The following is a 24849-nucleotide window of genomic DNA, read 5'->3' as shown; positions in this document are numbered from 1 at the left end:
GCACCGAACTGGCTGCGACACCGACGGCTCTGAATATCGGCGCTGCTGTTTTTTCTCGTCAGAGACTGACTTACTTGCCATTTCGGCACCGGGCAGTGCTCGTCATCCTCACGTACTCTTGTACGCTGCGGTGACTGCGCGCTGTCCGCCCGCAATCTGACTGCAACACCGACGGCGTTAACCATCGGCGTGCGCAGCAGGGCTCAGGCAATCCTTCTGGCGCTGGCTAACAGCGCGCCGACCGCCATAAACAATCCGCCAAAGATACGGTTGAGCAGCTTCATCTGCTTCGGTCCCTTGATCCAGGCCGCGATGCGCGTCGCCAGCGTGGCGTAGCCGATCATCACGATGATATCGACGACAACAGTGGTGGTGCCCAGCACCAGGTACTGCATCGCCTGCGGCTGGTGTGGCAGAATAAACTGCGGAAACAGCGCGGCGAGAAACACGATGCTTTTCGGGTTGGTAAGGTTCACCAGCACCGCGCGCTTGAACAGGCGGCGGCGCGGGGTTGCTTTCGCCACCGCGTCGAGATCGATGGCGCCCGCAGAGCGCCACTGCTGAATGCCGAGCCACACCAGATAGGCCGCGCCCGCCCACTTCAGCACTTCAAACGCCAGCAGCGACTGCGAAAAGAGCGCCCCCAGCCCAACGCCCACCAGCACGATATGGATCGCCAGGCCAAGCTGCAGGCCGCTGATAGAGGCCGCCGCGCCGCGATAGCCGTGGCTGATGCCGGTGCTCATGGTATTAATCGCGCCGGAACCGGGCGAAAGGCTGAGGATAGTGGTGGTGAGAAGGTAGGTCAGCCACCATTCAGTGGTCATGGGTTGCGCTCCCTGTCTGGGCGGAAATATGACACAATACGCCAGAAACAAGCGTGACGCTACGGGCCGCATGCGCGGCTCGCTACAGGCTTATCGCGCGTCTGCAGGGGGAAAGATGGAACGACATAAAGCGAGCTGGCTCAATCGGGAAAAAGCCTTTGCCGCCTTTGCGCACGGTCCGCTGCTCGACTTCTGGCACCGCCGCGAAGAGCGTGAATTTGTCGGCGTGGAAAACGTCACGCTGCGCTATGTGCGTTTCACCGCGCCGCAGCATAAGCGCGTTATTCTTATCGTGCCCGGACGCATCGAAAGCTACGTCAAATACCCTGAACTGGCGTACGATCTGTTTCACTGCGGCTTTGACGTGGTGATCCTCGACCATCGCGGGCAGGGCCGCTCCGATCGGCTGCTGCAGGATACCCACCGCGGTCATGTGGTGGAGTTCACCCACTACGTTGACGACTTAGAGACGCTCTATCTGAAAGAGATTGTCGGCGGCCACTACCAGCGCCGCTACGCGCTGGCGCATTCGATGGGCGGGGCGATCCTGACGCTGTTTCTGGCGCGTCAGCCGCAGGCGTTTCACGCCGTCACGCTGGTGGCGCCGATGTTCGGCATCGCGCTGCCGATGCCCTCTTTCCTTGCGAACCGCATTCTCGACTGGGCGGAGAAGCGCCCGGCGATCCGCGACGGCTATGCGCTCGGCACCGGACGCTGGCGCGCGCACCCGTTCGGCATCAATCGTCTGACGCACAGCGCAGAGCGCTATCGCCGCAGCCTGCGTTTTTACGCCGACGATCCCGCTATTCGCGTCGGCGGTCCGACCTATCACTGGGTGCGCGAAGGTATCCACGCGGGACGCAATATCCTCAGCCTGGCAGGCACTATTACCACGCCTGTTCTGCTGCTGCAGGCAGGCGAGGATCGCGTCGTGGATAACCGTTCGCAGGACCTCTTTTGCGCGGCGATGGCGCAGGCGGGCCATCCCTGCGAGGCGCGCGTTATTAAAGAGGCGCGCCACGAAATTCTGTTTGAAAAAGATGCCATGCGCGCCGAAGCGCTGAATGCGCTGGTTGATTTCTTCGAGGCGCATCCTTAATTCGAAAAGCTATCTTACCGGCCACGGCCTATAACAATACCTGAGGTTTTCATGTTTCAAATCGTCGCATCCGATCTGGATGGCACGCTGCTCTCTCCCGACCATCGGCTGACGCCCTACGCCCACGATATCCTGCAACAGCTGGTGGCGCGCGATATTCACTTTGTATTCGCCACCGGCCGTCACTATATCGACGTCGGGCAGATGCGCGACAAGCTGGGCATTCCCGCTTATATGATTACCTCGAACGGCGCGCGCGTGCATAACGCCGAGGGCGAGCTGGTGTTCAGCCATAACCTCGACGAAGATATCGCGCTGGAGCTTTACGAGCTGCACTACGCCAGTCCCGCTATCCTGACGCACGTCTATCGCGACGACGAATGGTTTATGAGCCGTGCGCATCCGGCGGAGCAGGACTATTTCCGCGAGTCGGTGTTCAGCTATCAGGTGTATGAGCCAGGCATGCTGCCGGGCGACAATATCAGCAAAGTCTTTTTCACCAGCGACGATCCCGAGGCGCTGATCCCGCTCGAGCTGGCGCTGAAGGCGCGCTGGGGCGACCGCGTCAACGTCAGCTTTTCACTGCCGACCTGTCTGGAGGTGATGGCGGGCGGCGTGTCGAAAGGGCACGCGCTGGAAGCGGTGGCAAAACAGCTGGGACACTCGCTTAAAGCCTGTATCGCCTTCGGCGACGGCATGAACGACGTAGAGATGCTGAGCATGGCGGGCAAGGGCTGCATTATGCGCAACGCCCACCAGCGTCTGAAAAATACCCTGCCTGACCTGGAAGTGATCGGCAGCAATGCGGACGATGCCGTGCCGCATACGCTGCGCACGCTGTTTTTATCCTGACGGCAACAAAGCGGCCGGCGCGATGCCGGCCCCTCTCAGGCCAGGATGCCAGCGCTGCCTAGGACGCCAGCCGCTGCTTGTGTTTGCGTTCGTTAACCATAGTCAACAGCAGCAGGATCACCGCCAGCACGCAGCCCACCACCATGACCAGAAAACCGCCGTTCCAGCCGAAGAAATCGACGGTATAGCCGACGATGGCGCTGGCCGCAACCGAGCCGCCGAGATAGCCGAACAGGCCAGTAAAGCCTGCCGCCGTGCCCGCCGCTTTTTTCGGCGCCAGCTCCAGTGCATGCAGGCCAATCAGCATCACCGGGCCGTAAATCAGAAAGCCGATGACGATCATGCAGGCCATATCGACGCCGGGGTTGCCCGCCGGGTTAAACCAGTAAATCACCGTGGCGATGGTCACCAGCGTCATAAAGAAGACGCCGGTCGCGCCGCGATTCCCCCTGAACACTTTATCCGACATCCAGCCGCACAGCAGCGTGCCGGGAATACCGGCGTATTCATACAGGAAGTAGGCCCAGGAGGATTTATCCAGCGTAAAGTGCTTTACCTCTTTCAGGTAGGTGGGCGACCAGTCGAGAATGCCGTAGCGCAGCAGATAGACAAAGACGTTAGCCAGCGCGATATACCACAGCAGCTTGTTGGGCAGCACATACTGGGTAAAGATCTGCTTCGCCGTCAGCTCCTCTTCATGCGTGGCGCTGTAGTCCGGCGGGTAATCCTGTTTATACGCCTCGATGGGCGGCAGACCGCAGGACTGCGGCGTATCGCGCATTAATGCGAAGGCGACAAGCGCCACGGCGATAGCGGCGAAAGCGGGCATATAAAGCGCCGCTTTCCAGTCGCTGAACCAGGCCATGCCGAGCAGAAACAGCAGCGGCGGCAGGCCGCCGCCGACGTTGTGCGCGCAGTTCCACACGGAAACAATGCCGCCGCGCTCTTTCTGCGACCACCAGTGCACCATAGTGCGTCCGCAGGGCGGCCAGCCCATACCCTGGAACCAGCCGCAGACAAACAGCAGGGCAAACATCACCATAATGCTGGAGGTTGCCCAGGGCACGAAGCCCATAATCAGCATCACCGCAGCGGCGAGGATCAGCCCGGCAGGCAGAAACACGCGCGGATTCGAGCGATCCGAGACCGAGCCCATAATAAATTTTGAGAAGCCGTACGCAATGGAGATGCCGGAAAGCGCAAAGCCAAGGTCGCCGCGTGAAAAGCCCTGCTCAACCAGGTAGGGCATCGCCAGCGCGAAGTTTTTGCGCACCAGATAGTAGGCGGCGTAGCCAAAAAAGATGCCGAAGAAGATCTGCCAGCGCAGGCGGCGATATAACGGATCAACCTGATCTTCCGCGACCTGCGGTCGGTGCGGCGCGGGTTTAAAAATGCTCAGCATAGCTGCCCTCCCGGGCGTTTAGTCGTTGTAGAAAGGGGCAGAACGTTCCAGAGGTTGCCGCCATGTTCCTTTTCGCGTCTATTCTGGCGCTTTTCGCGCATGCTGGCTGTGATAGTTGACACATTTGTTACACTTTTATGACAATAACGCAGGTTGAATTTCACACAATGGTTTTAATCGCGCATGGCCTGTAAATTGCGCAGCGGCTCGGTGCGCTGAGTGGATAGTTTGTATTCACTTGTCAACCAGAAAGCGCCGCGTGGGCAGAGCACATTGATTACACTAGCGACCTCTCTCTTTTTGCAGGATCGAAGCTGTGCTGTTACTGATCGTTACCACTATTCTTTGGGCGTTTTCCTTTAGCCTGATTGGAGAATATCTGGCGGGGCAGGTGGACTCCTGGTTCTCCGTGTTGATGCGTCTGGCGCTGGCGGCGCTGGTGTTTTTGCCTTTTCTGCGCTGGCGCGGCTACCGTCCGTCGACGCTGCTGCTCTATATGCTGGTGGGGATGCTGCAGCTCGGCATCATGTACCTGATTAGCTTTGAGGCCTATCTCTACCTCAGCGTCTCGGAGTTCCTGCTGTTTACCGTGATGACGCCGCTTTACGTCACCCTGATTTATGACCTGATCAGCAGGCGTCCGCTGCGCATCGGCTACGCCTTCAGCGCGCTGCTGGCGGTCGCGGGCGCGGCGATTATTCGCTACGACAAGGTCAGCGATCATTTCTGGTTCGGCCTGCTGCTGGTGCAGCTGGCGAATATCTGCTTTGCCGTGGGCATGGTGGGCTACAAGCGTCTGCAGGAAACCCGGCCGATGCCGCAGCACACCGCTTTTTCCTGGTTTTATCTCGGCGCGGTGCTGATTGCGATTATCGCCTGGTGCCTGTGGGGTAATCCGGCGAAACTGCCGACCACCTCGCTACAGTGGGGCATTCTGGTGTGGCTGGGTGTGGCGGCGTCGGGGCTGGGCTACTTTATGTGGAACTACGGCGCCACGCAGGTGGATGCGGGCACGCTGGGCATTATGAACAATATGCACGTTCCGGCAGGGCTGCTGGTGAATCTGGCGATCTGGCAGCAGAAGCCGCACTGGCCCAGTTTTATCGCCGGCGCGCTGGTGATTTTCGCTTCGCTCTATGTGCATAAGCGCTGGGTGGTACGCAGTCGCTGAGGCGCATAATCCGTCAGGACAACGATGGTCGTCCTGACGGCTGGCACGTGCTAAAGGGCAAGGCTATTTTTTGGCTTTTGCTGGCTGGGCCGGGCGAGGTTTCGCCGTTTTCGCCGGGGCAGACTTCGCTGCCTGGGCCGGGCGGGTGTTCGTGGCCTGGGCTGGAGCGGCTTTGGCCGGCTGCGTCGGGCGCAGCGTCAGGGTCAGGCCCTTTAGAAAGTTACGCATAATCTGGTCGCCACATTCGCGATAGTTTTTATGCTCCGGCTTGCGGAAGATAGCGCCGATTTCCGCCTGAGAAACCGTGAAGTTAGCCTTAGCCAGCACCGCCGGAATATCGGTGGTTTTCAGATCGAAGGCGATACGCAGCTTTTTCATAAAAATATTGTTGTTCATGCGGCGCTCGATCGAGGGCGCAGGCATCTCTTCGCTTTTGCCGCGACGGAAGAAAATCAGGCCGTTAAGAAAATAGCCCATCAGCACGTCCGGCAGCGGTTTAAACGCGGCGTCGTCCTCTTTTTTCAGCCAGGCCTGCACGTCGCTCAGCGCAACTTCGCAGTCAGTCAGTGCGAAAATCTCCACCACTTTGGCATCGCTTAAATTCAGCATAAAGCGCACGCTGCGCAAAATATCGTTATTGGTCATGGTGAGATTTTCTCATGGTCGTTTAACAGGCTGCGCATTATAGGGGAATTTACGGCTCAGCGTTGCAAAATCGCGCCCGGAAGCGCCGCGTCGCGCACAAAGGGCAGGTGTTCGCAGGCGTGCTGCCGCGCGAAGCGGGTAAAGGCTTCCAGCACCGGCTGACGCTGCTCGCCGTCGCGTACGGCGGCATAAAGCCGGCTCCACAGCCCTTCGCCCAGCGTTTTGGTTACGATTAATCCCTGCTTTTCAAAACTCTCCACCACCCAGTGCGGCAGCGCGGCGATCCCCATGCGCGCCGCCACCATCTGAATCAGCAGCAGGGTGTTATCGACGCTCTTCAGGGCCGGGCTGACGCCCGCCGGCTGGAGAAAATGGCGCCAGATATCGAGCCGCTGGCGCTGCACCGGATAGATCATCAGCACCTCTTGCGCCAGATCCTCGGGCGTAATCTGCTCTACCTGCGCCAGCGGATGGTCGGGCGCCAGAACCAGACGCACTTCGAAGTCGAACATCGGCGTGTAGTGCAGGCCGCTGCGCGGCAGGATGTCGGAGGTCAACACCACGTCCAGTTCGCCCTGCTGCAGCGCAGGCTGCGGATCGAAGGTGACGCCCGACTTGAAATCCATGACCACTTGCGGCCAGCTCTGGCGGAATTTATCCAGCGCCGGCGTCAGCCACTGAATGCAGCTGTGGCACTCAATGGCGATGCGCAGCGTCGCCTGACAGGGCTCGTGGCACGCCTGCAGCGCCTGCTGAATTTGCGGCAGCACCTGCTCCGCCAGCTGCAGCAGAACTTCACCCTGCGGCGTGAAGCGCAGCGGCTGGCTCTTGCGCACGAACAGGCGGAATCCCAGCCGCTGTTCGAGATCGCTGAACTGGTGCGATAGCGCGGATTGCGTTTGATGAAGCTGCGCGGCGGCGGCGGCCAGCGAGCCAGTATTACGCAGAGCCTGAAGCGTCCGCAGGTGCTTGAGTTCGATCATGAGCGTCCTTCACATGGAGATTGAACAATTTGCGCTTGAGGAACATACACTACCCGCAGAAGATAGCGGTGTAAACATCTGGACGGCTAAACATCTTTGGCTGCCAGGCGAAGCCAAAGAGAATTTATCGGGAGAACAGCATATGACCATTCTGAACCATACCCTCGGCTTTCCCCGCGTCGGCCTGCGTCGCGAACTGAAAAAAGCGCAGGAGAGCTACTGGGCGGGCAAAGCGACTCAGCAGGCGCTGCTGGAGACAGGACGCGAACTGCGCGCCCGTCACTGGCAGCAGCAGAAAGAGGCGGGCGTGGACTGGCTGCCGGTTGGCGATTTCGCCTGGTACGATCATGTGCTGACCACCAGCCTGATGCTGGGCAACGTCCCGGCTCGCCATCAGAATCAAGAGGGCACCGTCGATCTTGATACGCTGTTCCGCATCGCGCGCGGTCGGGCACCGACCGGCGAACCGGCCGCCGCCGCCGAGATGACCAAATGGTTTAACACCAACTATCACTATATCGTGCCGGAGTTCACCCAGGGCCAGTCGTTTAAACTGAGCTGGACGCAGCTGCTGGACGAAGTGGACGAGGCGCTGGCGCTGGGCCACAAGGTGAAGCCGGTGCTGCTCGGGCCGGTGACTTATCTCTGGCTGGGCAAAGTGAAAGGCGAGCCGTTCGACCGCCTGTCGCTGCTGAATGCGATTCTGCCGGTTTATCAGCAGGTGCTGGCCGAGCTGAAAAAGCGCGGCGTCGAGTGGGTGCAGATTGACGAGCCGGCGCTGTCGCTGGAGCTGCCGCAGGCGTGGCGCGATGCGTTCGGGCCCGCTTATCAGGCGCTGCAGGGCAGGGTGAAGCTGCTGCTGACCACCTATTTCGACAGCATCGGCCAGAATCTTGATGTGATTCGGGCGCTGCCGGTGCAGGGGCTGCATGTCGATCTGGTACACGGCCGTGACGACCTCGCCCAGCTGAATCAGCAGCTGCCGGCGTCGTGGCTGCTGTCGCTCGGCGTCATCAACGGCCGCAACGTCTGGCGTGCCGATCTGAGCCGCTGGTACCAGCGCCTGCAGCCGCTGCTCGGCCAGCGCGATCTGCTGTGGATCGGCACCTCTTGCTCGCTGCTGCACAGCCCTATCGATCTGAGCGCTGAGACCCGTCTCGATGACGAAGTAAAAAGCTGGTTCGCCTTCGCGCTGCAGAAGTGTGGCGAACTTAAGCTGCTGAGCGACGCGCTCAACCATAACGACGCCGCCTCGCTGGAAGCCTGGAGCGCGCCGATTCGCAACCGCGCTCACTCCAGCCGCGTTCATAATGCGGCGGTCGGCAGGCGGCTGGCGGCGATTTCCGCACAGGATACCGAGCGTGCCAGCCCCTACGCCGCGCGCGCCCGCGCGCAGCGCAGCCGCTTTAATCTGCCGGCCTGGCCAACCACCACCATCGGTTCTTTCCCGCAGACCACTGAGATCCGCGGCCTGCGGCTCGATTTTAAAAAGGGCAATATCGACGGTGCCAGCTACCGCACCGGCATCGCGCAGCATATCAGGCAGGCGATCGCCGAGCAGGAGCGCCTTGGCCTCGACGTGCTGGTACACGGCGAAGCGGAGCGTAACGATATGGTGGAGTACTTCGGCGAAAACCTGGACGGTTTCGTCTTCACCCAGAACGGCTGGGTGCAGAGCTACGGTTCGCGCTGCGTCAAGCCGCCGGTGATTATCGGTGACGTCAGCCGTCCGCAGCCGATTACCGTGGAGTGGGCGACCTATGCGCAGTCGCTGACCGACAAGCCGGTGAAGGGGATGCTGACCGGGCCGGTGACCATTCTCTGCTGGTCCTTCCCGCGCGAGGATGTGTCGCGCGAGACCATCGCGAAGCAAATCGCGCTGGCGCTGCGCGACGAGGTGGCGGATCTCGAAGCGGCCGGCATCGGCATTATTCAGATTGACGAGCCAGCGCTGCGCGAAGGTCTGCCGCTGCATCAGTCCGACTGGGCTGCCTATCTGCAGTGGGCGGTAGACGCCTTCCGGCTCAACGCCGCGGTGGCGAAAGATGACACGCAGATCCATACCCATATGTGTTACTGCGAATTCAACGACATTATGGCGTCCATCGCAGCGCTGGATGCGGATGTCATCACTATCGAAACCTCGCGTTCCGATATGGATCTGCTGGAAGCCTTTAAGGCATTTGAATACCCGAACGAAATCGGCCCCGGCGTTTACGATATTCATTCGCCGAACGTGCCGAGCGTCGAGTGGATGGAGAATCTGCTGCGTAAAGCGGCACAGCGCATTCCAGAGGAGCGTCTGTGGGTCAACCCGGACTGCGGCCTGAAAACGCGCGGCTGGACGGAGACCCGTCAGGCGCTGGCGAATATGGTGGACGCGGCGAAGAAACTGCGCGGCGAAAACGCCTGAGTTTACTTTGTGTTGTTGTTGAGTTTGGGGCGCTGCGGCGCCCCTTTTTTATGGCGTGAGCAATCAGACGACGCCAAACTGCCTGAACCACGTCAGCATGCGCGCCCAGCCATCCTGCGCCGACTCGGCGTGATAGCTCGGACGGTAGTCGGCGTTAAAGGCGTGGCCCGCGTCGGGATAGACGACAATTTCTGCCTTCGCATTAGCGGCGTGCAGCGCCTGACGCATCTGCTCCACGCTCTCCAGCGGAATGCTGTTGTCCTGGCCGCCGTAAAGGCCCAGCACCGGCGCGCCTAAATCCACGGCGATATCGATCGGGTGCTTCTGCTGCTTCATGGTTTTTTCGCCAGTCAGGCGGCCATACCAGGCGACGGCGGCGCGCAGCTGCGGATTGTGCGCGGCGTAAAGCCAGCTGATGCGGCCGCCCCAGCAGAAGCCGGTAATGCCCATGCGGCGAATATCGCCGCCGTTGCGGCCAGCCCAGTTGGCGACGTGGTCGAGATCGGAAAGCACCTGGCTGTCCGGCACCTTATTTACCAGCTCGCTGAACAGGGTGGGGATATCGTTGTAGTCGTTCGGGTCACCTTCGCGGAAATAGAGCTCCGGCGCGACCGCCAGATAGCCCTCCAGCGCCAGTCGACGGCAGATATCGCGGATATGCTCGTGCACGCCAAAGATCTCCTGCACCACCAGCACCACCGGCAGCGGGCCGGCTGCCTCTTTGGGACGGGCGTACCAGGCGGGCATATTCTCACCCTGGCTCGGCACCGAGGTTTCGCCGGAATGAATGTCAGGGCTGTCGGTATGGATGGTTGTTGAGGCGGTCGGCTGCACTGCAGGCGCAAAGCCGCCCGTTGATGATTTTTGTGCCATATTGTCTTCGGTTTTCATTTTTTTCTCCGTGCTGGCAGTAGCGCAATCACGTAACTATAGCCTGGCCAGATAACCTCTGGACCAGAGACCGGGAACGGCGTAGGGAGCGAGCAAAAACACTCTTCTCTTTAACATTGCTGCGAAGCCCGACGCACACAGCTTGTAGCAATGACATTCTGAATGGCTTAGTTATGTGACAGAGATCTCATTGTTATCTAAGTAAAATGTAACATTCATTTTTGATAGTGACTGTAATCACACAAATTTGCGCTGCGCTGACGTAGAGTGGCGCGCTTCACTTCCCTGTTCAGGAGTTTGCTATGTCTGACGTTTTCCACCTTGGCCTGACCAAAGCCGATCTGCAGGGCGCGACCCTGGCTATCGTTCCCGGCGATCCGGAGCGCGTAAAGAAAATTGCCGGACTGATGGCGGATGCCCAGCCGCTGGCGTCGCACCGGGAATTCACCTCCTGGCTGGCGAAGCTGGACGGCAAGCCGGTGGTGGTCTGCTCCACCGGCATCGGCGGCCCGTCGACCTCTATCGCGGTGGAAGAGCTGGCGCAGCTTGGCGTGCGCACCTTCCTGCGCGTCGGCACCACCGGCGCGATTCAGCCGCACATTAACGTCGGCGACGTGCTGGTCACCACCGGCGCGGTGCGCCTCGACGGCGCCAGCCAGCATTTCGCGCCGCTGGAGTTTCCGGCCGTGGCGGACTTCGCCTGCACCACTGCGCTGGTCGCGGCGGCGGAAGCGAGCGGCGCCACGACCCATATCGGCGTTACCGCCTCTTCCGATACCTTCTACCCGGGGCAGGAGCGCTACGACACCTTCTCCGGCCGCGTGGTGAGCCGCTTCCAGGGCTCGATGAAAGAGTGGCAGCAGATGGGCGTGCTCAACTATGAGATGGAGTCTGCGACGCTGCTGACGATGTGCGCCAGCCAGGGGCTGCGCGCGGGCATGGTGGCGGGCGTTATCGTCAACCGTACGCAAAAAGAGATCCCGGATGCGGCTACCATGAAGCAGACCGAGAGCGATGCGGTAAAAATTGTGGTCGAAGCGGCTCGCCGTTTGTTATAACGCTTTCAGGCAGCGCCTCTGCGCGCTGCCTCTGCTCTCTACAGCAAAAGCGAGGATCGCCCGATGCGCCAGACGCCGCCACGACAGAAATCCGCCTTAACCCCTTCTCCCGTCGCCATGCAGGCGCGCCTTGAAAACGCCGCCGCGCGCTTTCGCCAGCATATGGCACAGCAGGATTATGCCGCCGCCGCCAGCTGCTGCGAAGAGGTGCTGCGCGCCATGCCAAATCAGATGCAGGTGCTGAGCGACTATGCGCTTTGTCTGCTGCGGCTCGGCCACTACAGCAAGGCTTACCGGGTCTATCAGAAAATCTATCAGGCGCCGCCCGCGGTGCGCGCGACCGCTTCAGAGACCTGGCTGGATGGACTGGCGGAGCTGTGCGGCTGGATGGGCAGGCAAGAGGAGCTGGCGAAATATGGCCTTGAGGCGCTGAACGGCGCGGACGCCCGTTTCCGCCAGGGACAGCGCTACGCTTTTCCGGCGGCGCGGCCGGAGCCGATCGATCTCACCAGACCCGAACAGAACGTTATCGCCTTTAGCCTTTACGGCGGCCAGCCGCGCTACTGCGAAACCCTGATTAAAAACGTTGAGGTGGCGCAGGCGTTCTATCCCGGCTGGCGCTGCCGCGTTTACCTTGACCAGAGCGTGCCGCAGCATGTGTGGCAGCGCCTCAACCAGCCGCATGTCGATCTGGTCGATATGTCGCAGGAAAAGGCGATCTACCCGACGCTGTGGCGTTTTCTGGTGATGGACGATCCCGTCGTCAAACGCTTTATTATCCGCGACGCCGACTCGCTGCTGTCGGAGCGCGAAGCGGCCGCGGTCAACGCCTGGCTCGCCTCGCCATACTGGTTCCACCATATGCGCGACTACTTTACGCATACCGAGCTGCTGCTGGCGGGCATGTGGGGCGGCTGCAACGGCGTCTTCAGCAATATGGCGCAGGCGATGCGCGACTTTATCGCCCGCTACAGCGGCAGCGAGCGCTTTACCGATCAATATTTCCTTAAGGCCGCGCTGTGGCCGACGGTGCGCGAAAGCCTTCTCAGCCACGATGAGATTTTCCGTTTCCACCAGGGGCAGCCCTGGCCGCCGCACGCGCCGGTGCGCTGGCGCATGGATAACTTCCACGTCGGCAGCAACGCCGGCTTCGCCAGCATGGCGGGTAAGGCAACGGTAAAAGAGGGCGAGACGCAGCCCGTGGAGCTGACCTGGGGTGGCAACGCCTTTGTTTATCCAGCGCGGGTAAAAGGCGACGAATGGCTGATGCCGATGCCCTTTTTTCTTACCGACGCCTGGAAAGCGGGCGAGCTGCAGGTAAGAGCGCTGTAGTGCCTTCTCCCGGCTGAAGCCCGGCCCAAAATAGTCTGGACATTCATACAGGCCGACTTTACCTTTTCCCGAGCAATGCGCGTCGCGAGGGGATCATGGATCAGCAGATTATTATCAGCGCCTGTCTGGCGCTCGCCGGATTGGGCATCGGCTGGATGCTGGCGCAGCTGCGCGCCGGCCATCAGGCCGCCAGCTTCGCCACTGAACGGCGTTTGCAGCAGGAGGCGCAGCAGCGTCAGCAGCAGCAGCTTGAACAGCTCCAGCAGCAGCTACAGCAGCGCGAACAGGAGCTGCGTCAGCTGCACGGCGCGCTGAGCGGCGCGCAGGAGCGGCTGCAGCAGCTCGATTACTGGCGCGGCGAATGCGAACAGCTTAATCGCGAGCTGCGCAACCAGCTTGAGGTTAACAGTGCGCAGGAGGCCGAACTGCGCGAGGTCACTATCCGCCTTGAAGAGACGCGCTTCGCCGCCGAGGAGAAGCAGCGTCTGCTTACCAGCAGCGAGCAGCGCCTCAGCGCGCAGTTCGAAAATCTCGCCAACCGTATCTTCGAAAACAGCGGCCGTCGCGTCGACGAGCAAAACCGCCAGAGCCTGAACAGCCTGATTGGCCCGCTGCGCGAGCAGCTGGACGGCTTTCGTCGTCAGGTGCACGACAGCTTTGGCCAGGAGGCGCGCGAGCGGCACACGCTGGCCCATGAGATCCGCCAGCTGCAGCAGCTGAATGCGCAGATGGCGCAGGAGGCGATCAACCTCACCAAAGCGCTGAAAGGCGACAACAAAATCCAGGGCAACTGGGGCGAAGTGGTGCTGAGCCGCGTGCTGGAGGCGTCAGGCCTGCGCGAAGGGCATGAGTATCAGACGCAGGTCAGTCTGCAGTCGGAGCAGCAGGGCAGAATGCAACCCGATGTTATCGTGCGTCTGCCGCAGGGAAAAGATGTGGTGGTCGACGCCAAGATGACGCTGGTGGCCTACGAGCGCTATTTCAACGCCGGGGATGAGGTGACGCGCGAACAGGCGCTGCAGGAGCATGTCGCCGCGGTGCGCAGCCATATTCGCCTGCTGGGCCGTAAAGATTATCAACAACTGGCCGGTTTACGCTCGCTCGATTATGTGTTGATGTTTATTCCGGTCGAGCCGGCGTTTCTGCTGGCGATCGACCGCCAGCCGGAGCTGATCAGCGAGGCGCTGCAGCAAAATATTATGCTGGTCAGTCCAACCACGCTGCTGGTGGCGCTGCGCACCATCAACAACCTCTGGCGCTACGAGCACCAGAGTCGCAACGCGCAGCGCATCGCCGAACGCGCGGCGCGCCTTTACGATAAGATGCGGCTGTTCGTCGATGATATGAGCGGTATCGGCCATAATCTGGATAAGGCGCACAACAGCTACCGCGAAGCGATGAAAAAGCTGGCGGAAGGGCGTGGCAATCTGATCGCGCAGAGCGAGGCGTTTAAATCCCTGGGCGTTGAAGTTAAACGCTCTATCAATCCGCAGTTGGTCGAGCAGGCGATGCCGGAAAAGGCATGGGAGAGCGAGGAGACGCCTGACGACGTCGCCGAAACCCTGGATGCGCGCGTGAGGCGGCTCCATGAATAAGCGGGTCGTCGCGTGCCTGACTACCCTGACTCTGATACACTTCGGGAAGTATTGTTTGTGGAACAGGTAAAACCGATGGCAGATGAATCACAGCAGGAAACTACCCATTTTGGCTTTCAGACGGTCGCCAAAAGCGAAAAAGCTGACAAAGTCGCGGACGTGTTTCACTCCGTAGCGGCGAAATATGACCTGATGAACGATCTGATGTCCTTTGGCATCCATCGCATCTGGAAGCGTTTTACCATCGACAGCAGCGGCGTGCGCCGCGGACAGCGCGTGCTGGATCTGGCGGGCGGCACCGGCGATTTGACGGCGAAGTTTTCCCGTCTGGTTGGCGATACCGGCCAGGTGGTGCTGGCGGACATTAACAGCTCCATGCTGAAAATGGGCCGCGACAAGCTGCGCAATCTCGGCGTGGTCGGCAACGTCAGCTATGTGCAGGCCAACGCCGAAGCGCTGCCCTTCCCGGATAACTATTTCGACTGCATCACCATCTCCTTCGGCCTGCGTAACGTAACCGACAAAGAGAAGGCGCTGGCGTCGATGTTCCGCGTGCTCAAGCCGGGCGGACGCCTGCTGGTGCTGGAGTTCTCCAAACCGGTGCTCGACCCCCTCAGCAAGGCGTATGACGCCTACTCGTTCCATATTCTGCCGCGCGTCGGTCAGCTGGTGGCGCAGGATGCTGAAAGCTACCGCTATCTGGCGGAGTCGATCCGCATGCATCCCGATCAGGAGACCCTGAAGGCGATGATGAACGACGCCGGATTCGAGAACACCACATATTCCAACATGACCGGCGGCATCGTCGCGTTGCATCGTGGATTTAAGTTTTAACCGGACAGGGTGATGCGCTTGACGCCTTTGATTACCGCCGGTCTTGAGACCGCGCTAAACCGCATGCTCTATCGCGATCGCAGCCTGAAAGCCGCGCGCCAGCGTCTGGTGGGCCAGGTCCTGACGCTGCGTCTTGAGGAGCTTTCGCATCCGCTGGTGCTGGTCTTTAGCGAACAGCAGCTCGACGTGCTGAGCGACTGGCAGGACAGCAGCGACTGCACCGTCATTACGCAGCTGAAGACGCTGCCTAAGCTGCGCGACCGCCAGCAGCTCACCAGCCTGATCCGCAGCGGTGAGCTGCAGGTTGAAGGCGATCTGCAGGTGGTGCAGCGCTTTTCGGCGCTGATCGACCTCGCCGAGCTGGACCCGGCGGAATATCTCGCCCCCTGGATCGGCGATATTGCCGCGCAGAGCGTTAGCCAGGCGGCGCAGCGCGCCCTGCGGCTGCTGCGCGGCGAGGTTTCGCGTCGTCAGGATTATCTGGGGCAGGCATTAACCGAAGAGTGGCGCGTTGCGCCGGGCGCGCTGGAACTGGCGTGGTTTTCTGAGGAGGTAGATGCGATGGAACGTTCGCTTGATGCGCTCACTGCGCGTTTAGCGCAGCTGGAGGCGAAATGACGTTTGGAGAGATTCGCCGTTTATATTTCATCATCAGGATCTTTTTGACCTACGGTCTTGATGAACTGATCCCCCGCATGCGCCTTACCATTCCGCTGCGCCTCTGGCGCCGCACGATTTTCTGGCTGCCTAACCGTCATAAAGATGAAGAGATTGGCGTGCGTATGCGCCTGGCGATGGAGCAGCTCGGCCCGGTCTGGATTAAGTTCGGCCAGATGCTCTCAACGCGTCGCGATCTCTTCCCGCCGGTTATCGCCGACCAGCTCGCCATCCTGCAGGATCGCGTCGCGCCTTTCGACGGCGTGAAGGCCAAAGAGCAGATCGAAAAATCGATCGGCGGCCCGGTCGAAACCTGGTTCGATGATTTCGATATCAAACCGCTGGCGTCGGCGTCGATCGCGCAGGTGCATACCGCAACCCTGAAAGCGACCGGCAAGAAGGTGGTGATCAAGGTGATCCGCCCGGATATTCTGCCGGTGATCAAAGCGGACATGAAGCTTATCTATCGCCTGGCGCGCTGGGTGCCGCGTCTGCTGCCGGACGGGCGTCGTCTGCGTCCGATGGAAGTGGTGCGCGACTACGAGAAGACCCTGATCGACGAGCTGAACCTGCTGCGCGAAGCGGCCAACGCCATTCAGCTGCGTCGTAACTTCGAAGATAGCCCGATGCTCTACGTGCCGGAGGTCTATTCCGACTACTGTAGCGAAACCATGCTGGTGATGGAGCGCATCTACGGCATTCCCATCTCCGACGTGGCGACGCTGGAGCAGCACGGCGTCAATATGAAGCTGCTGGCCGAGCGCGGCGTGCAGGTCTTCTTTACCCAGGTGTTCCGCGACAGCTTCTTCCATGCCGATATGCATCCCGGCAATATCTTCGTCAGCTACGACCATCCGGAAGATCCGCAATATATCGGCATCGACTGCGGCATCGTCGGTTCGCTGAACAAAGAGGACAAGCGCTATCTGGCGGAAAACTTTATCGCCTTCTTTAACCGCGACTACCGCAAAGTTGCAGAGCTGCACGTTGATTCAGGCTGGGTGCCGCCTGATACCAACGTCGAAGATTTCGAGTTTGCTATCCGTACCGTCTGCGAACCTATCTTCGAGAAGCCGCTGGCGGAGATCTCTTTTGGCCATGTGCTGCTAAATCTGTTCAGCACCGCGCGCCGTTTCAATATGGAAGTGCAGCCGCAGCTGGTGCTGCTGCAAAAAACGCTGCTCTACGTCGAGGGCATCGGCCGTCAGCTCTATCCGCAGCTCGACCTGTGGAAGACCGCCAAGCCGTTCCTCGAAGAGTGGATAAAAGACCAGATCGGCCTGCCGGCGATTCTGCGCGCGGTAAAAGAAAAAGCGCCTTTCTGGGCGGAGAAGCTGCCGGAGCTGCCGGAGCTGTTTTATGAAAGTATGCGCCATCACAAACTCTTGCAGCACAGTGTTGATAAGCTAACTAAAGATATGCACGCCCAGCGGACGCGGCACCATAAAGCGCGCTATCTGTTCGGCGTTGGTGCGACCCTGTTGCTCAGCGGCACCGCCGTTTTGTTGAGCCGTCCGGACTGGGATTTCTTTCCGGCCCTGCTAATGGCGGCAGGTCTGGTCACCTGGCTGGTCGGCTGGCGTAAGACAAACTAATTGTCAGCCACGCCTGAATCGCGGTAATGTCGCAGCCTTAAGCCCGGCGTCATCAGGGCTTTTGGCTGACATTACTCTTCTCAATCTCTCGCAACATCAGAGGCACTATCTCATGGGCGGTATCAGTATCTGGCAATTATTAATTATTGCCGTCATCGTTGTACTCCTGTTTGGCACCAATAAGTTAAAAAACCTGGGCTCCGATCTCGGTTCCTCTATCAAGGGCTTTAAAAAAGCCATGAGCGATGAGGATGAGAAAAAGGACCAACCGAACCAGCAGGACGCTGATTTCAATGCCAAAACGCTGGCGGACAAACAGCACACTTCGGCTAACAAAGAAGACGTCAAAAACGACAAGCAGGTGTAAACCGTGTTCGACATTGGTTTTAGTGAACTGGTACTGGTGTTCGTGATCGGGCTGATTGTTCTCGGCCCGCAACGATTGCCGGTTGCGGTAAAAACCGTAGTAGGCTGGATTCGGGCAATGCGCTCGCTGGCTGCCAACGTGCAGCACGAGCTGGCGCAGGAGCTGAAACTGCAGGAGCTGCAGGACAGCCTGAAAAAGGTGGAAGAGGCGAGCCGCGGCACCATGTCGCCGGAGCTGAAAGAGTCAATGGAAGAGCTGCGCAAAACCGCCGATTCGATGAAGCGTTCGGTGCAGCAGAGCATTGATATCGAAAAAGCCGAGGATGAAGCCAATACCATTCATGCGCCTCAGCAGCGCGCGGCGGAGTCCGTGACGCCAGCCACGGCCCACACGCAGGCCAGCGCACCCGCGCAGGCGCCGGAAGCGGCGGCGCAGGCCGCTGAAACCGCTAAAACCGATGCGAACCCGCCAGCGACGGTTGTTAATCCCGCACCGCGCAGTGCGGCAACAACCTCTTCTGCAAGTGATGAACGATAACCATGGCCGTTGAAGATACCCAACCGCTTATCAGCCATCTGATTGAGCTGCGTAAGCGCCTGCTGTACTGCATTATCGCGGTGTTTGCCATCTTTATGGCGCTGATCTACTTTGCCAACGACATCTATCATCTGGTCGCTTCGCCGCTGATCAGCCAGATGCCGGCTGGTGCCAGCATGATCGCTACCGACGTCGCCTCGCCGTTTTTCACGCCGATTAAGCTCACCATTATCGTGTCGATCTTCCTCGCGGTGCCGGTGATCCTCTATCAGGTGTGGGCTTTCGTCGCGCCGGCGCTCTACCGTCACGAACGTAAGCTGGTGATGCCGCTGCTGTTCTCCAGCACCCTGCTGTTTTACGTCGGCGTGGCCTTCGCCTATTTCATCGTCTTTCCGCTGGCGTTCGGCTTCTTCGCCAAAACCGCGCCGCAGGGCGTGACCATCGCGACCGATATCACCAACTATCTCGACTTCGTGATGACGCTGTTTATGGCGTTCGGCGTGGCGTTTGAGGTGCCGGTCGCAATCGTGCTGCTCTGCTGGACCGGCATTACCACGCCGGAAGATCTGAAAAAGAAACGCCCCTATATTCTGGTCGGCGCCTTCGTTGTTGGGATGCTGCTCACACCGCCGGACGTTTTCTCGCAAACTTTGCTCGCTATTCCGATGTACTGCCTGTTTGAAGTCGGCGTATTCTTTTCCCGTTACTACGTCGGGAAGGGACGGCGGGCGCAGGAAGAGGAACAGCATACCGATTCCTGACCCGTTATCAGTATGTTTCCCGCGCCTGGCGGGTAGACCCTGTTACCGAACCGCCCATCTGGGCGGTTTTTGTTTAATAAGCTATGGGAAAGATTATGTTTGATATCGGTGTAAACCTGACCAGCACGCAGTTCGCCGCCGACCGCGACAAGGTGGTAAAGCGTGCGCGCGAAGCGGGCGTCACCGGCATGTTAATCACCGGGACCAATGCGCTGGAGAGCCAGCAGGCGCAGCGGCTGGCGGAGCGTCAGCCCGATTTCTGCTGGTCGACGGCGGGCGTGCATCCGCATCACGCCAGCGAGTGGTCGAACGAGACGGCTAATACGCTGCGACGCCTGGCGGAACGGCCGCAGGTGGTGGCGATTGGCGAATGCGGCCTTGATTTCAACCGCAACCTCGCCGCGCACGATCAGCAGGAGTACGCCTTTGACGCGCAGCTGGCGCTGGCGGCCGAGCTGAATATGCCGGTCTTCCTGCACTGCCGCGAAGCACACGACCGCTTTGCCGCGGTACTGGCGCCCTGGCTGCCGAAGCTGCCTGGGGCGGTGGTGCACTGCTTTACCGGCACGCGCGACGAGCTGGAGGCCTGTCTGGCAATGGGGCTGTCGGTGGGCATCACCGGCTGGGTGTGCGATGAACGTCGCGGTATGACGCTGCGCGAGCTGCTGCCGCTGATCCCGGCGGAGCGACTGCTGCTGGAGACGGACGCGCCCTGGCTGCTGCCGCGCGATATGCATCCACGGCCAACGTCGCGTCGTAACGAACCCTGTTTTTTGCCGCATATTGTGCAGCAGGTGGCGAAGTGGCGTGGCGAAGAGCTGGATACGCTGGCGGCGCAGGTGGATCGCAACGCGCGCGCGCTGTTCCGGCTGGTTTAAAGCTTGCGGAACTGCTTATTGTCTACGCTGCGCATTACCTGTTTATTCAGCAGGTTAAGCAGCAGCATAGAGCGCGTTTCGCCGTCGGGTTCGGCGAAAATGGCGCGCAGGCCTTCAAAGGTTCCTTCGGTGATGATGACCTCATCACCGACCTGCGGCGTTTCCGGGTCGATCAGCGTTTGCGGCACGTCGGTCTGCAGCGCTTCGATAACGGCAGAAGGCACCGTCGCTGGCAGCGTGCCGAAGCGTACAAAGTGGCTGACGCCGCGCGTGCTGCTGATGGTCGTGGTATGAATCGCTTCCGGATCGAATTCAATAAAGAGGTAGTTAGGAAACAGGGGCTCACTCACGGTGGTCCGTTTGCCGCGCACCACTTTTTCCAGAGCGATCATTGGGCTGAGGCAATGCACCTCCTGCCGCTCAAGATGCTCTTTCGCGCGCAACAGCTGTCCACGTTTGCAATAGAGTAAGTACCAGGATTCCATAAATGCTCCCATTGAATGGACGCTAAGAATAGCAAACCTGCTGCCAGAGTTATAGCGCATCGCAGTGTGGAAAAATGTCGAGGCGGACAAAGTGGCCGAGCTTTCCGCAAACTGCCCGGCGCAGGCGGGAAAATTGACGAGCGGCGGTGCGCTGGTTCAGACTCGTTGCTCAAAACATTTGCCAAAAGGATCTGCTGATGGAACTGTTTTTATTAAGCAACGGCAAGCTGGCCGAAGATGCGCCGCTGCTTGGCTACGCGCAGCCGCAGCTGCATGCAATGATTGCCCAGCGCGGCATCCGTTCGGCGGTGCTGGTGCCCTACGCCATTATTCGCGGCGACCATCAACAGCGCGCCGCCGATCTCGGCGCGTCGCTGGGCATTAGCGTGCGCTGCGTGCAGGATTTCGCGACGCCGGTGGCGGCCATCGAGCAGGCGGAACTGATTCTGGTCAGCGGCGGCAACACCTGGCTGCTCAATCAGATGCTGCATGAAACCGGTCTGATCGTGGCGATCCAGCGCGCCGTGCGCGAACGCGCGGTACCCTACGTCGGCTGGAGCGCGGGCTGCAACGTGGCGACGCCGTCGATTCGCACCACCAATGATATGCCGGTGCGCAGCAGCGTAGTGTTGCCTGCGCTGGGCCTGTTTCCGGTCCAGATCAATCCACACTATCTGGATGCGCACGCCAGCGGACATATGGGCGAAACGCGCGACGAACGCCTGGCGGAGTTTTGCGCCGTCAATCCCGAGGAGTCGGTAATTGCGCTGCGCGAAGGCAGCTTTCTGCACGTGCATGAAAATCAGCTTTCATACTTCAGCGTGCGCGGCGAAGATTTTAAAGTTTTCCGCCATAATCAGCCGGTTCAGGCCTGCCGCGACGCAAAGGCGCTGCAGCCGCTGGTTCCCTTTCGCTGCGACTAAGGTTGCTGCATAAAATCCAACACGCCTTAAGAATCGGCCCTATAATGGCCGATTCACTTTGGCTGGAAGCGAAGGCCGCATGAAATATCACGATTTACGAGACTTCCTCACGCTGCTGGAACAGCGCGGCGAGTTAAAGCGCATTAGCCACTCTATCGATCCTGAGCTGGAAATGACGGAAATTGCCGACCGCACGCTGCGCGCTGGCGGGCCGGCGCTGCTGTTTGAAAATCCCAAAGGCTATGACATGCCGGTGCTGTGCAACCTGTTCGGCACGCCGAAACGCGTGGCGATGGGCATGGGCCAGGAGGAGGTCAGCGCGCTGCGCGAAGTCGGCAAGCTGCTGGCGTTTCTCAAAGAGCCGGAGCCGCCGAAAGGCTTCCGCGATCTGTTCGACAAGATGCCGCAGTTCAAACAGGTGCTGAACATGCCGACCAAACGGCTGCGCAACGCGCCCTGTCAGGAAGTGGTGTTCAGCGGCGATGAGGTCGATCTGTCACGCATTCCGGTAATGAAGTGCTGGCCGGATGACGCCGCGCCGCTGATTACCTGGGGGCTGACCGTTACGCGCGGTCCGCACAAAGAGCGGCAGAATCTGGGCATCTATCGCCAGCAGGTGATTGGCAAAAACCGCCTGATTATGCGCTGGCTTTCCCATCGCGGCGGCGCGCTCGACTTTCAGGAGTGGTGCCAGACCCATCCCGGCGAACGTTTCCCTGTGTCGGTGGCGCTCGGCGCCGATCCCGCCACGATCCTCGGCGCGGTGACGCCGGTGCCGGATACGCTGTCGGAGTATGCCTTTGCTGGCCTGCTGCGCGGCAACAAAACCGAAGTGGTGAAGTGCCTCTCCAACGATCTGGAAGTGCCCGCCAGCGCGGAGATCGTGCTGGAAGGTTACATTGAGCCGGGTGATATGGCGCCGGAAGGGCCGTATGGCGATCATACGGGCTACTACAATGAAATAGATAACTTCCCGGTTTTCACCGTCACGCACGTTACGCAGCGGCAGAACGCCATTTATCACTCTACCTATACCGGTCGTCCGCCCGATGAGCCGGCGGTGCTGGGCGTTGCGCTGAATGAAGTGCTGGTGCCAATCCTGATTAAGCAGTTCCCGGAGATTGTGGATTTCTATCTGCCGCCGGAGGGCTGCTCTTATCGCCTGGCGGTGGTGACGATGAAAAAACAGTACGCGGGACACGCAAAGCGCGTGATGTTCGGCGTCTGGTCATTCCTGCGGCAGTTCATGTACACCAAATTTGTTATTGTGTGTGACGACGATGTCAACGCACGCGACTGGAACGACGTGATCTGGGCCATTACCACGCGTATGGATCCGGCTCGCGACACGGTTCTGGTGGAAAACACGCCTATCGACTATCTGGACTTCGCCTCGCCGGTTTCCGGCCTGGGTTCCAAGATGGGCCTGGACGCTACCAACAAGTGGCCGGGTGAAACCCAGCGCGAGTGGGGACGACCTATCGTGAAAGATCCCGCCGTAACGGCGCGCATCGACGCGATCTGGGATGACTTAGGCATCTTTACTCAGCCGCCGCAGCGCTGACGGCGCGCATAACCCTAATGACGACCCGACAGAGGGAACGCATGACGATTTTAAGCTGTAAAGTAACCTCGGTTGAAGCGATTACCGATACCGTATATCGCGTCCGCCTGATCCCCGAAGCGGATTTCACCTTTCGCGCCGGGCAGTATCTGATGGTAGTGATGGACGAGCGCGACAAGCGTCCGTTCTCGCTCGCTTCAACCCCGATGGAAAAAGAGATTATTGAGCTGCATATCGGCGCCTCCGATCTCAATCTCTACGCTATGGCGGTGATGGATCGCATCCGCAACGACCGTCAGATCACCGTGGATATTCCGCACGGCGACGCCTGGCTGCGCGAAGAGAGTTCGCGCCCGATCGTGTTGATCGCCGGCGGTACCGGCTTCTCCTATGCGCGCTCTATCCTGCTGACCGCGCTGGCGCAGCAGCCGGATCGCGAAATCGCAATTTACTGGGGCGGCCGCGAGCTGCAGCATCTCTACGATCTGGAGGAGCTTAACGCGCTGGCGGTGAAGCATCCCAATCTGCGCGTGGTGCCGGTGGTTGAGCAGCCGGAGGCGGGCTGGCAGGGACGTTCCGGCACGGTGCTGACGGCGGTTATGCAGGATTTCGCCACGCTGGCGGAGCACGATATCTATATCGCCGGTCGCTTTGAGATGGCGAAGATCGCCCGCGACCGCTTTTGCGCCGAGCGCGGCGCGAAAGAAGGGCAGATGTTTGGCGACGCCTTCGCCTTTATTTAAGGCTTCGCAGACAGAAAAAACCCGCCCCTGACGGGCGGGAACTGACTTCCAACGTGATCCAACGTATTACAGACGCTCAAATACGGTAGCGATGCCCTGGCCTAAGCCGATGCACATGCTGGCCAGGCCGAACTGGGCATCGCGTCGTTCCATAATGTTCAGCAGCGTGGCGCTGATGCGCGCGCCCGAACAGCCGAGCGGATGACCGAGCGCGATGGCGCCGCCGTTCAGGTTCACCTTGTCGTCCAGCCGATCCAGCAAACCGAGATCCTTAATGCAGGGCAGGGTTTGCGCGGCGAACGCTTCGTTCAGCTCGAATACATCAATATCTTCCACGCTTAATCCGGCACGCTTCAGCGCCAGCTTACTGGCGGGCACGGGACCGTAGCCCATAATTGACGGATCGCAGCCGATGACCGCCATGCTTTTAACCCGCGCGCGCGGCGTCAGCCCCAGCTCGCGCGCCCGGCTTTCGCTCATCACCAGCAGCGCGGCGGCGCCGTCGGAGAGCGCCGAGGAGCTGCCCGCCGTGACCGTGCCGTTGACCGGATCGAACGCCGGCTTCAGCGCCGCCAGCCCTTCGAGGCTGGTCTCCTCGCGGATCACCTCGTCAAAGTCGTAGCGCTTTAGCGCGCCGTCGGCGTCGTGTCCGTAGGTCGGTACGATCTCCCGGCGGAAATCGCCGCGCTGCGTCGCGGCCCAGGCGCGCTGGTGAGAGCGCAGCGCAAAGGCGTCCTGCTGCTCGCGGCTGATATGGTGCATATGCGCCAGCATTTCGGCGGTCAGGCCCATCATGCCCGCCGCTTTCGCCACCGTCCGACCAAGCCCTGGATGGAAATCGACGCCGTGGTTCATCGGCACATGGCCCATATGTTCCACGCCGCCGACTAAGCAGGCGTGCGCGTCGCCGACCATAATGGCGCGCGCCGCATCGTGCAGCGCCTGCATCGACGATCCGCAGAGGCGGTTAACGGTGGTCGCCGGCACGCGATGGGGAATTTCCGCCAGCAGCGCGGCGTTGCGCGCAATGTTAAAACCCTGCTCCAGCGTCTGCTGCACGCAGCCCCAGACCACATCGTCCAGCGTGGCGGGATTAAGCGCCGGATAGCGGCTTAACAGCTCGCGCATCAGGTGCGCGGAGAGATCTTCCGCGCGTACCTGACGAAAAGCGCCACCTTTAGAGCGACCCATCGGCGTGCGGACCGCATCAATAATCACCACATTTTCCATCTTCTGT

Annotated in this window: 23 protein-coding genes and 1 pseudogene; 17 read left to right on the top strand and 7 right to left on the bottom strand. The window is 60.2% G+C overall.

Annotated features, from left to right (window positions below):
* Positions 1-203: 203 nt before the first annotated feature.
* Positions 204-827 carry a homoserine/homoserine lactone efflux protein gene (gene rhtB, locus LB453_RS21025; RefSeq protein WP_103797460.1) on the bottom strand — a complete coding sequence of 208 codons (624 nt, stop codon included), beginning with the start codon at positions 825-827 and terminating at the stop codon, positions 204-206.
* Between the two features lie 115 nt (positions 828-942).
* On the opposite strand from rhtB, the gene pldB reads away from it, so the two are divergent.
* Entirely contained in the window at positions 943-1926 is a 984-nt protein-coding gene (pldB, locus tag LB453_RS21020; RefSeq protein ID WP_103797461.1) for a lysophospholipase L2, read from the top strand.
* Positions 1927-1977: 51 nt separating this feature from the next.
* Positions 1978-2778: a sugar/pyridoxal phosphate phosphatase YigL gene (yigL, locus tag LB453_RS21015; RefSeq protein WP_103797462.1), complete on the top strand. Its 801-nt coding sequence runs from the start codon at positions 1978-1980 to the stop codon at positions 2776-2778.
* 58 nt (positions 2779-2836) lie between these two features.
* On the opposite strand, the gene glpT is transcribed toward yigL, so the two are convergent.
* Positions 2837-4180, bottom strand: a complete 1344-nt coding sequence (gene glpT / locus LB453_RS21010; protein ID WP_103797463.1) for a glycerol-3-phosphate transporter — start codon at positions 4178-4180, stop codon at positions 2837-2839.
* A gap of 316 nt (positions 4181-4496) precedes the next feature.
* Here glpT and LB453_RS21005 point away from each other — a divergent pair, with 316 nt between their 5' ends.
* Entirely contained in the window at positions 4497-5351 is an 855-nt protein-coding gene (locus LB453_RS21005; protein ID WP_103797464.1) for a carboxylate/amino acid/amine transporter, read from the top strand.
* Between the two features lie 180 nt (positions 5352-5531).
* Here the strand turns inward: LB453_RS21005 and LB453_RS21000 are convergent.
* Both LB453_RS21000 and metR read right to left on the bottom strand, forming a co-directional pair.
* A pseudogene (locus tag LB453_RS21000) lies at positions 5532-5996 on the bottom strand (DUF1456 family protein); the annotation flags it as partial.
* A 56-nt stretch (positions 5997-6052) separates the two neighbouring features.
* The gene (gene metR / locus LB453_RS20995) at positions 6053-6979 is read right to left on the bottom strand and encodes an HTH-type transcriptional regulator MetR (protein ID WP_103797466.1); all 927 of its coding nucleotides are present in this window, start codon (positions 6977-6979) and stop codon (positions 6053-6055) included.
* Positions 6980-7121: 142 nt separating this feature from the next.
* Here metR and metE point away from each other — a divergent pair, with 142 nt between their 5' ends.
* Positions 7122-9392: a 5-methyltetrahydropteroyltriglutamate--homocysteine S-methyltransferase gene (gene metE / locus LB453_RS20990; RefSeq protein WP_103797467.1), complete on the top strand. Its 2271-nt coding sequence runs from the start codon at positions 7122-7124 to the stop codon at positions 9390-9392.
* Between the two features lie 63 nt (positions 9393-9455).
* Here the strand turns inward: metE and LB453_RS20985 are convergent, their stop codons facing one another.
* Positions 9456-10283, bottom strand: a complete 828-nt coding sequence (locus LB453_RS20985; protein WP_103797468.1) for a dienelactone hydrolase family protein — start codon at positions 10281-10283, stop codon at positions 9456-9458.
* Between the two features lie 302 nt (positions 10284-10585).
* On the opposite strand from LB453_RS20985, the gene udp reads away from it, so the two are divergent.
* The 10 genes from udp to tatD all read left to right on the top strand — a co-directional run bounded on the left by udp (position 10586) and on the right by tatD (position 19897).
* Complete coding sequence (gene udp / locus LB453_RS20980; RefSeq protein ID WP_081137960.1) at positions 10586-11341, top strand: uridine phosphorylase; 756 nt, start codon at positions 10586-10588, stop codon at positions 11339-11341.
* A 63-nt stretch (positions 11342-11404) separates the two neighbouring features.
* Positions 11405-12673 (top strand): tetratricopeptide repeat protein, encoded by a 1269-nt coding sequence (locus tag LB453_RS20975; RefSeq protein ID WP_103797469.1) that lies wholly within the window; start codon positions 11405-11407, stop codon positions 12671-12673.
* Positions 12674-12768: 95 nt separating this feature from the next.
* Entirely contained in the window at positions 12769-14268 is a 1500-nt protein-coding gene (gene rmuC, locus LB453_RS20970; RefSeq protein WP_103797470.1) for a DNA recombination protein RmuC, read from the top strand.
* A gap of 75 nt (positions 14269-14343) precedes the next feature.
* Positions 14344-15102, top strand: a complete 759-nt coding sequence (gene ubiE, locus LB453_RS20965; protein WP_103797471.1) for a bifunctional demethylmenaquinone methyltransferase/2-methoxy-6-polyprenyl-1,4-benzoquinol methylase UbiE — start codon at positions 14344-14346, stop codon at positions 15100-15102.
* Positions 15103-15114: 12 nt separating this feature from the next.
* On the top strand, positions 15115-15720 hold the full coding sequence (gene ubiJ / locus LB453_RS20960) for a ubiquinone biosynthesis protein UbiJ (protein WP_103797472.1): 606 nt from the start codon (positions 15115-15117) through the stop codon (positions 15718-15720).
* Positions 15717-17354, top strand: coding sequence for a ubiquinone biosynthesis regulatory protein kinase UbiB (gene ubiB, locus LB453_RS20955; RefSeq protein ID WP_103797473.1), 1638 nt, complete (start codon positions 15717-15719; stop codon positions 17352-17354). Before ubiJ ends, ubiB begins: the two co-directional genes overlap by 4 nt.
* A 112-nt stretch (positions 17355-17466) precedes the next feature.
* Positions 17467-17721 carry a Sec-independent protein translocase subunit TatA gene (tatA, locus tag LB453_RS20950; protein WP_033793128.1) on the top strand — a complete coding sequence of 85 codons (255 nt, stop codon included), beginning with the start codon at positions 17467-17469 and terminating at the stop codon, positions 17719-17721.
* A gap of 3 nt (positions 17722-17724) precedes the next feature.
* Positions 17725-18258 (top strand): Sec-independent protein translocase protein TatB, encoded by a 534-nt coding sequence (tatB, locus tag LB453_RS20945; protein ID WP_103797474.1) that lies wholly within the window; start codon positions 17725-17727, stop codon positions 18256-18258.
* 2 nt (positions 18259-18260) lie between these two features.
* The gene (tatC, locus tag LB453_RS20940) at positions 18261-19019 is read left to right on the top strand and encodes a Sec-independent protein translocase subunit TatC (RefSeq protein ID WP_103797475.1); all 759 of its coding nucleotides are present in this window, start codon (positions 18261-18263) and stop codon (positions 19017-19019) included.
* Between the two features lie 95 nt (positions 19020-19114).
* On the top strand, positions 19115-19897 hold the full coding sequence (tatD, locus tag LB453_RS20935) for a 3'-5' ssDNA/RNA exonuclease TatD (RefSeq protein WP_103797476.1): 783 nt from the start codon (positions 19115-19117) through the stop codon (positions 19895-19897).
* On the opposite strand, the gene rfaH is transcribed toward tatD, so the two are convergent.
* Positions 19894-20382 (bottom strand): transcription/translation regulatory transformer protein RfaH, encoded by a 489-nt coding sequence (gene rfaH / locus LB453_RS20930; protein WP_033754660.1) that lies wholly within the window; start codon positions 20380-20382, stop codon positions 19894-19896. The genes tatD and rfaH overlap by 4 nt on opposite strands.
* 197 nt (positions 20383-20579) lie before the next feature.
* Here rfaH and pepE point away from each other — a divergent pair, with 197 nt between their 5' ends.
* The 3 genes from pepE (at position 20580) to fre (ending at position 23612) form a co-directional block, all read left to right on the top strand.
* On the top strand, positions 20580-21305 hold the full coding sequence (gene pepE, locus LB453_RS20925; RefSeq protein ID WP_103797477.1) for a dipeptidase PepE: 726 nt from the start codon (positions 20580-20582) through the stop codon (positions 21303-21305).
* Positions 21306-21384: 79 nt separating this feature from the next.
* The gene (ubiD, locus tag LB453_RS20920; protein WP_103797478.1) at positions 21385-22869 is read left to right on the top strand and encodes a 4-hydroxy-3-polyprenylbenzoate decarboxylase; all 1485 of its coding nucleotides are present in this window, start codon (positions 21385-21387) and stop codon (positions 22867-22869) included.
* A 41-nt stretch (positions 22870-22910) separates the two neighbouring features.
* Positions 22911-23612: an NAD(P)H-flavin reductase gene (fre, locus tag LB453_RS20915; RefSeq protein WP_103797479.1), complete on the top strand. Its 702-nt coding sequence runs from the start codon at positions 22911-22913 to the stop codon at positions 23610-23612.
* A 66-nt stretch (positions 23613-23678) separates the two neighbouring features.
* Here the strand turns inward: fre and fadA are convergent, their stop codons facing one another.
* On the bottom strand, positions 23679-24842 hold the full coding sequence (gene fadA / locus LB453_RS20910) for an acetyl-CoA C-acyltransferase FadA (protein ID WP_103797480.1): 1164 nt from the start codon (positions 24840-24842) through the stop codon (positions 23679-23681).
* Positions 24843-24849 lie beyond the last annotated feature (7 nt).

The organism is Pantoea agglomerans (assembly GCF_020149765.1).
Taxonomy (GTDB): domain Bacteria; phylum Pseudomonadota; class Gammaproteobacteria; order Enterobacterales; family Enterobacteriaceae; genus Pantoea; species Pantoea alvi.
This window is presented reverse-complemented; position numbering and strand designations above follow the sequence as displayed.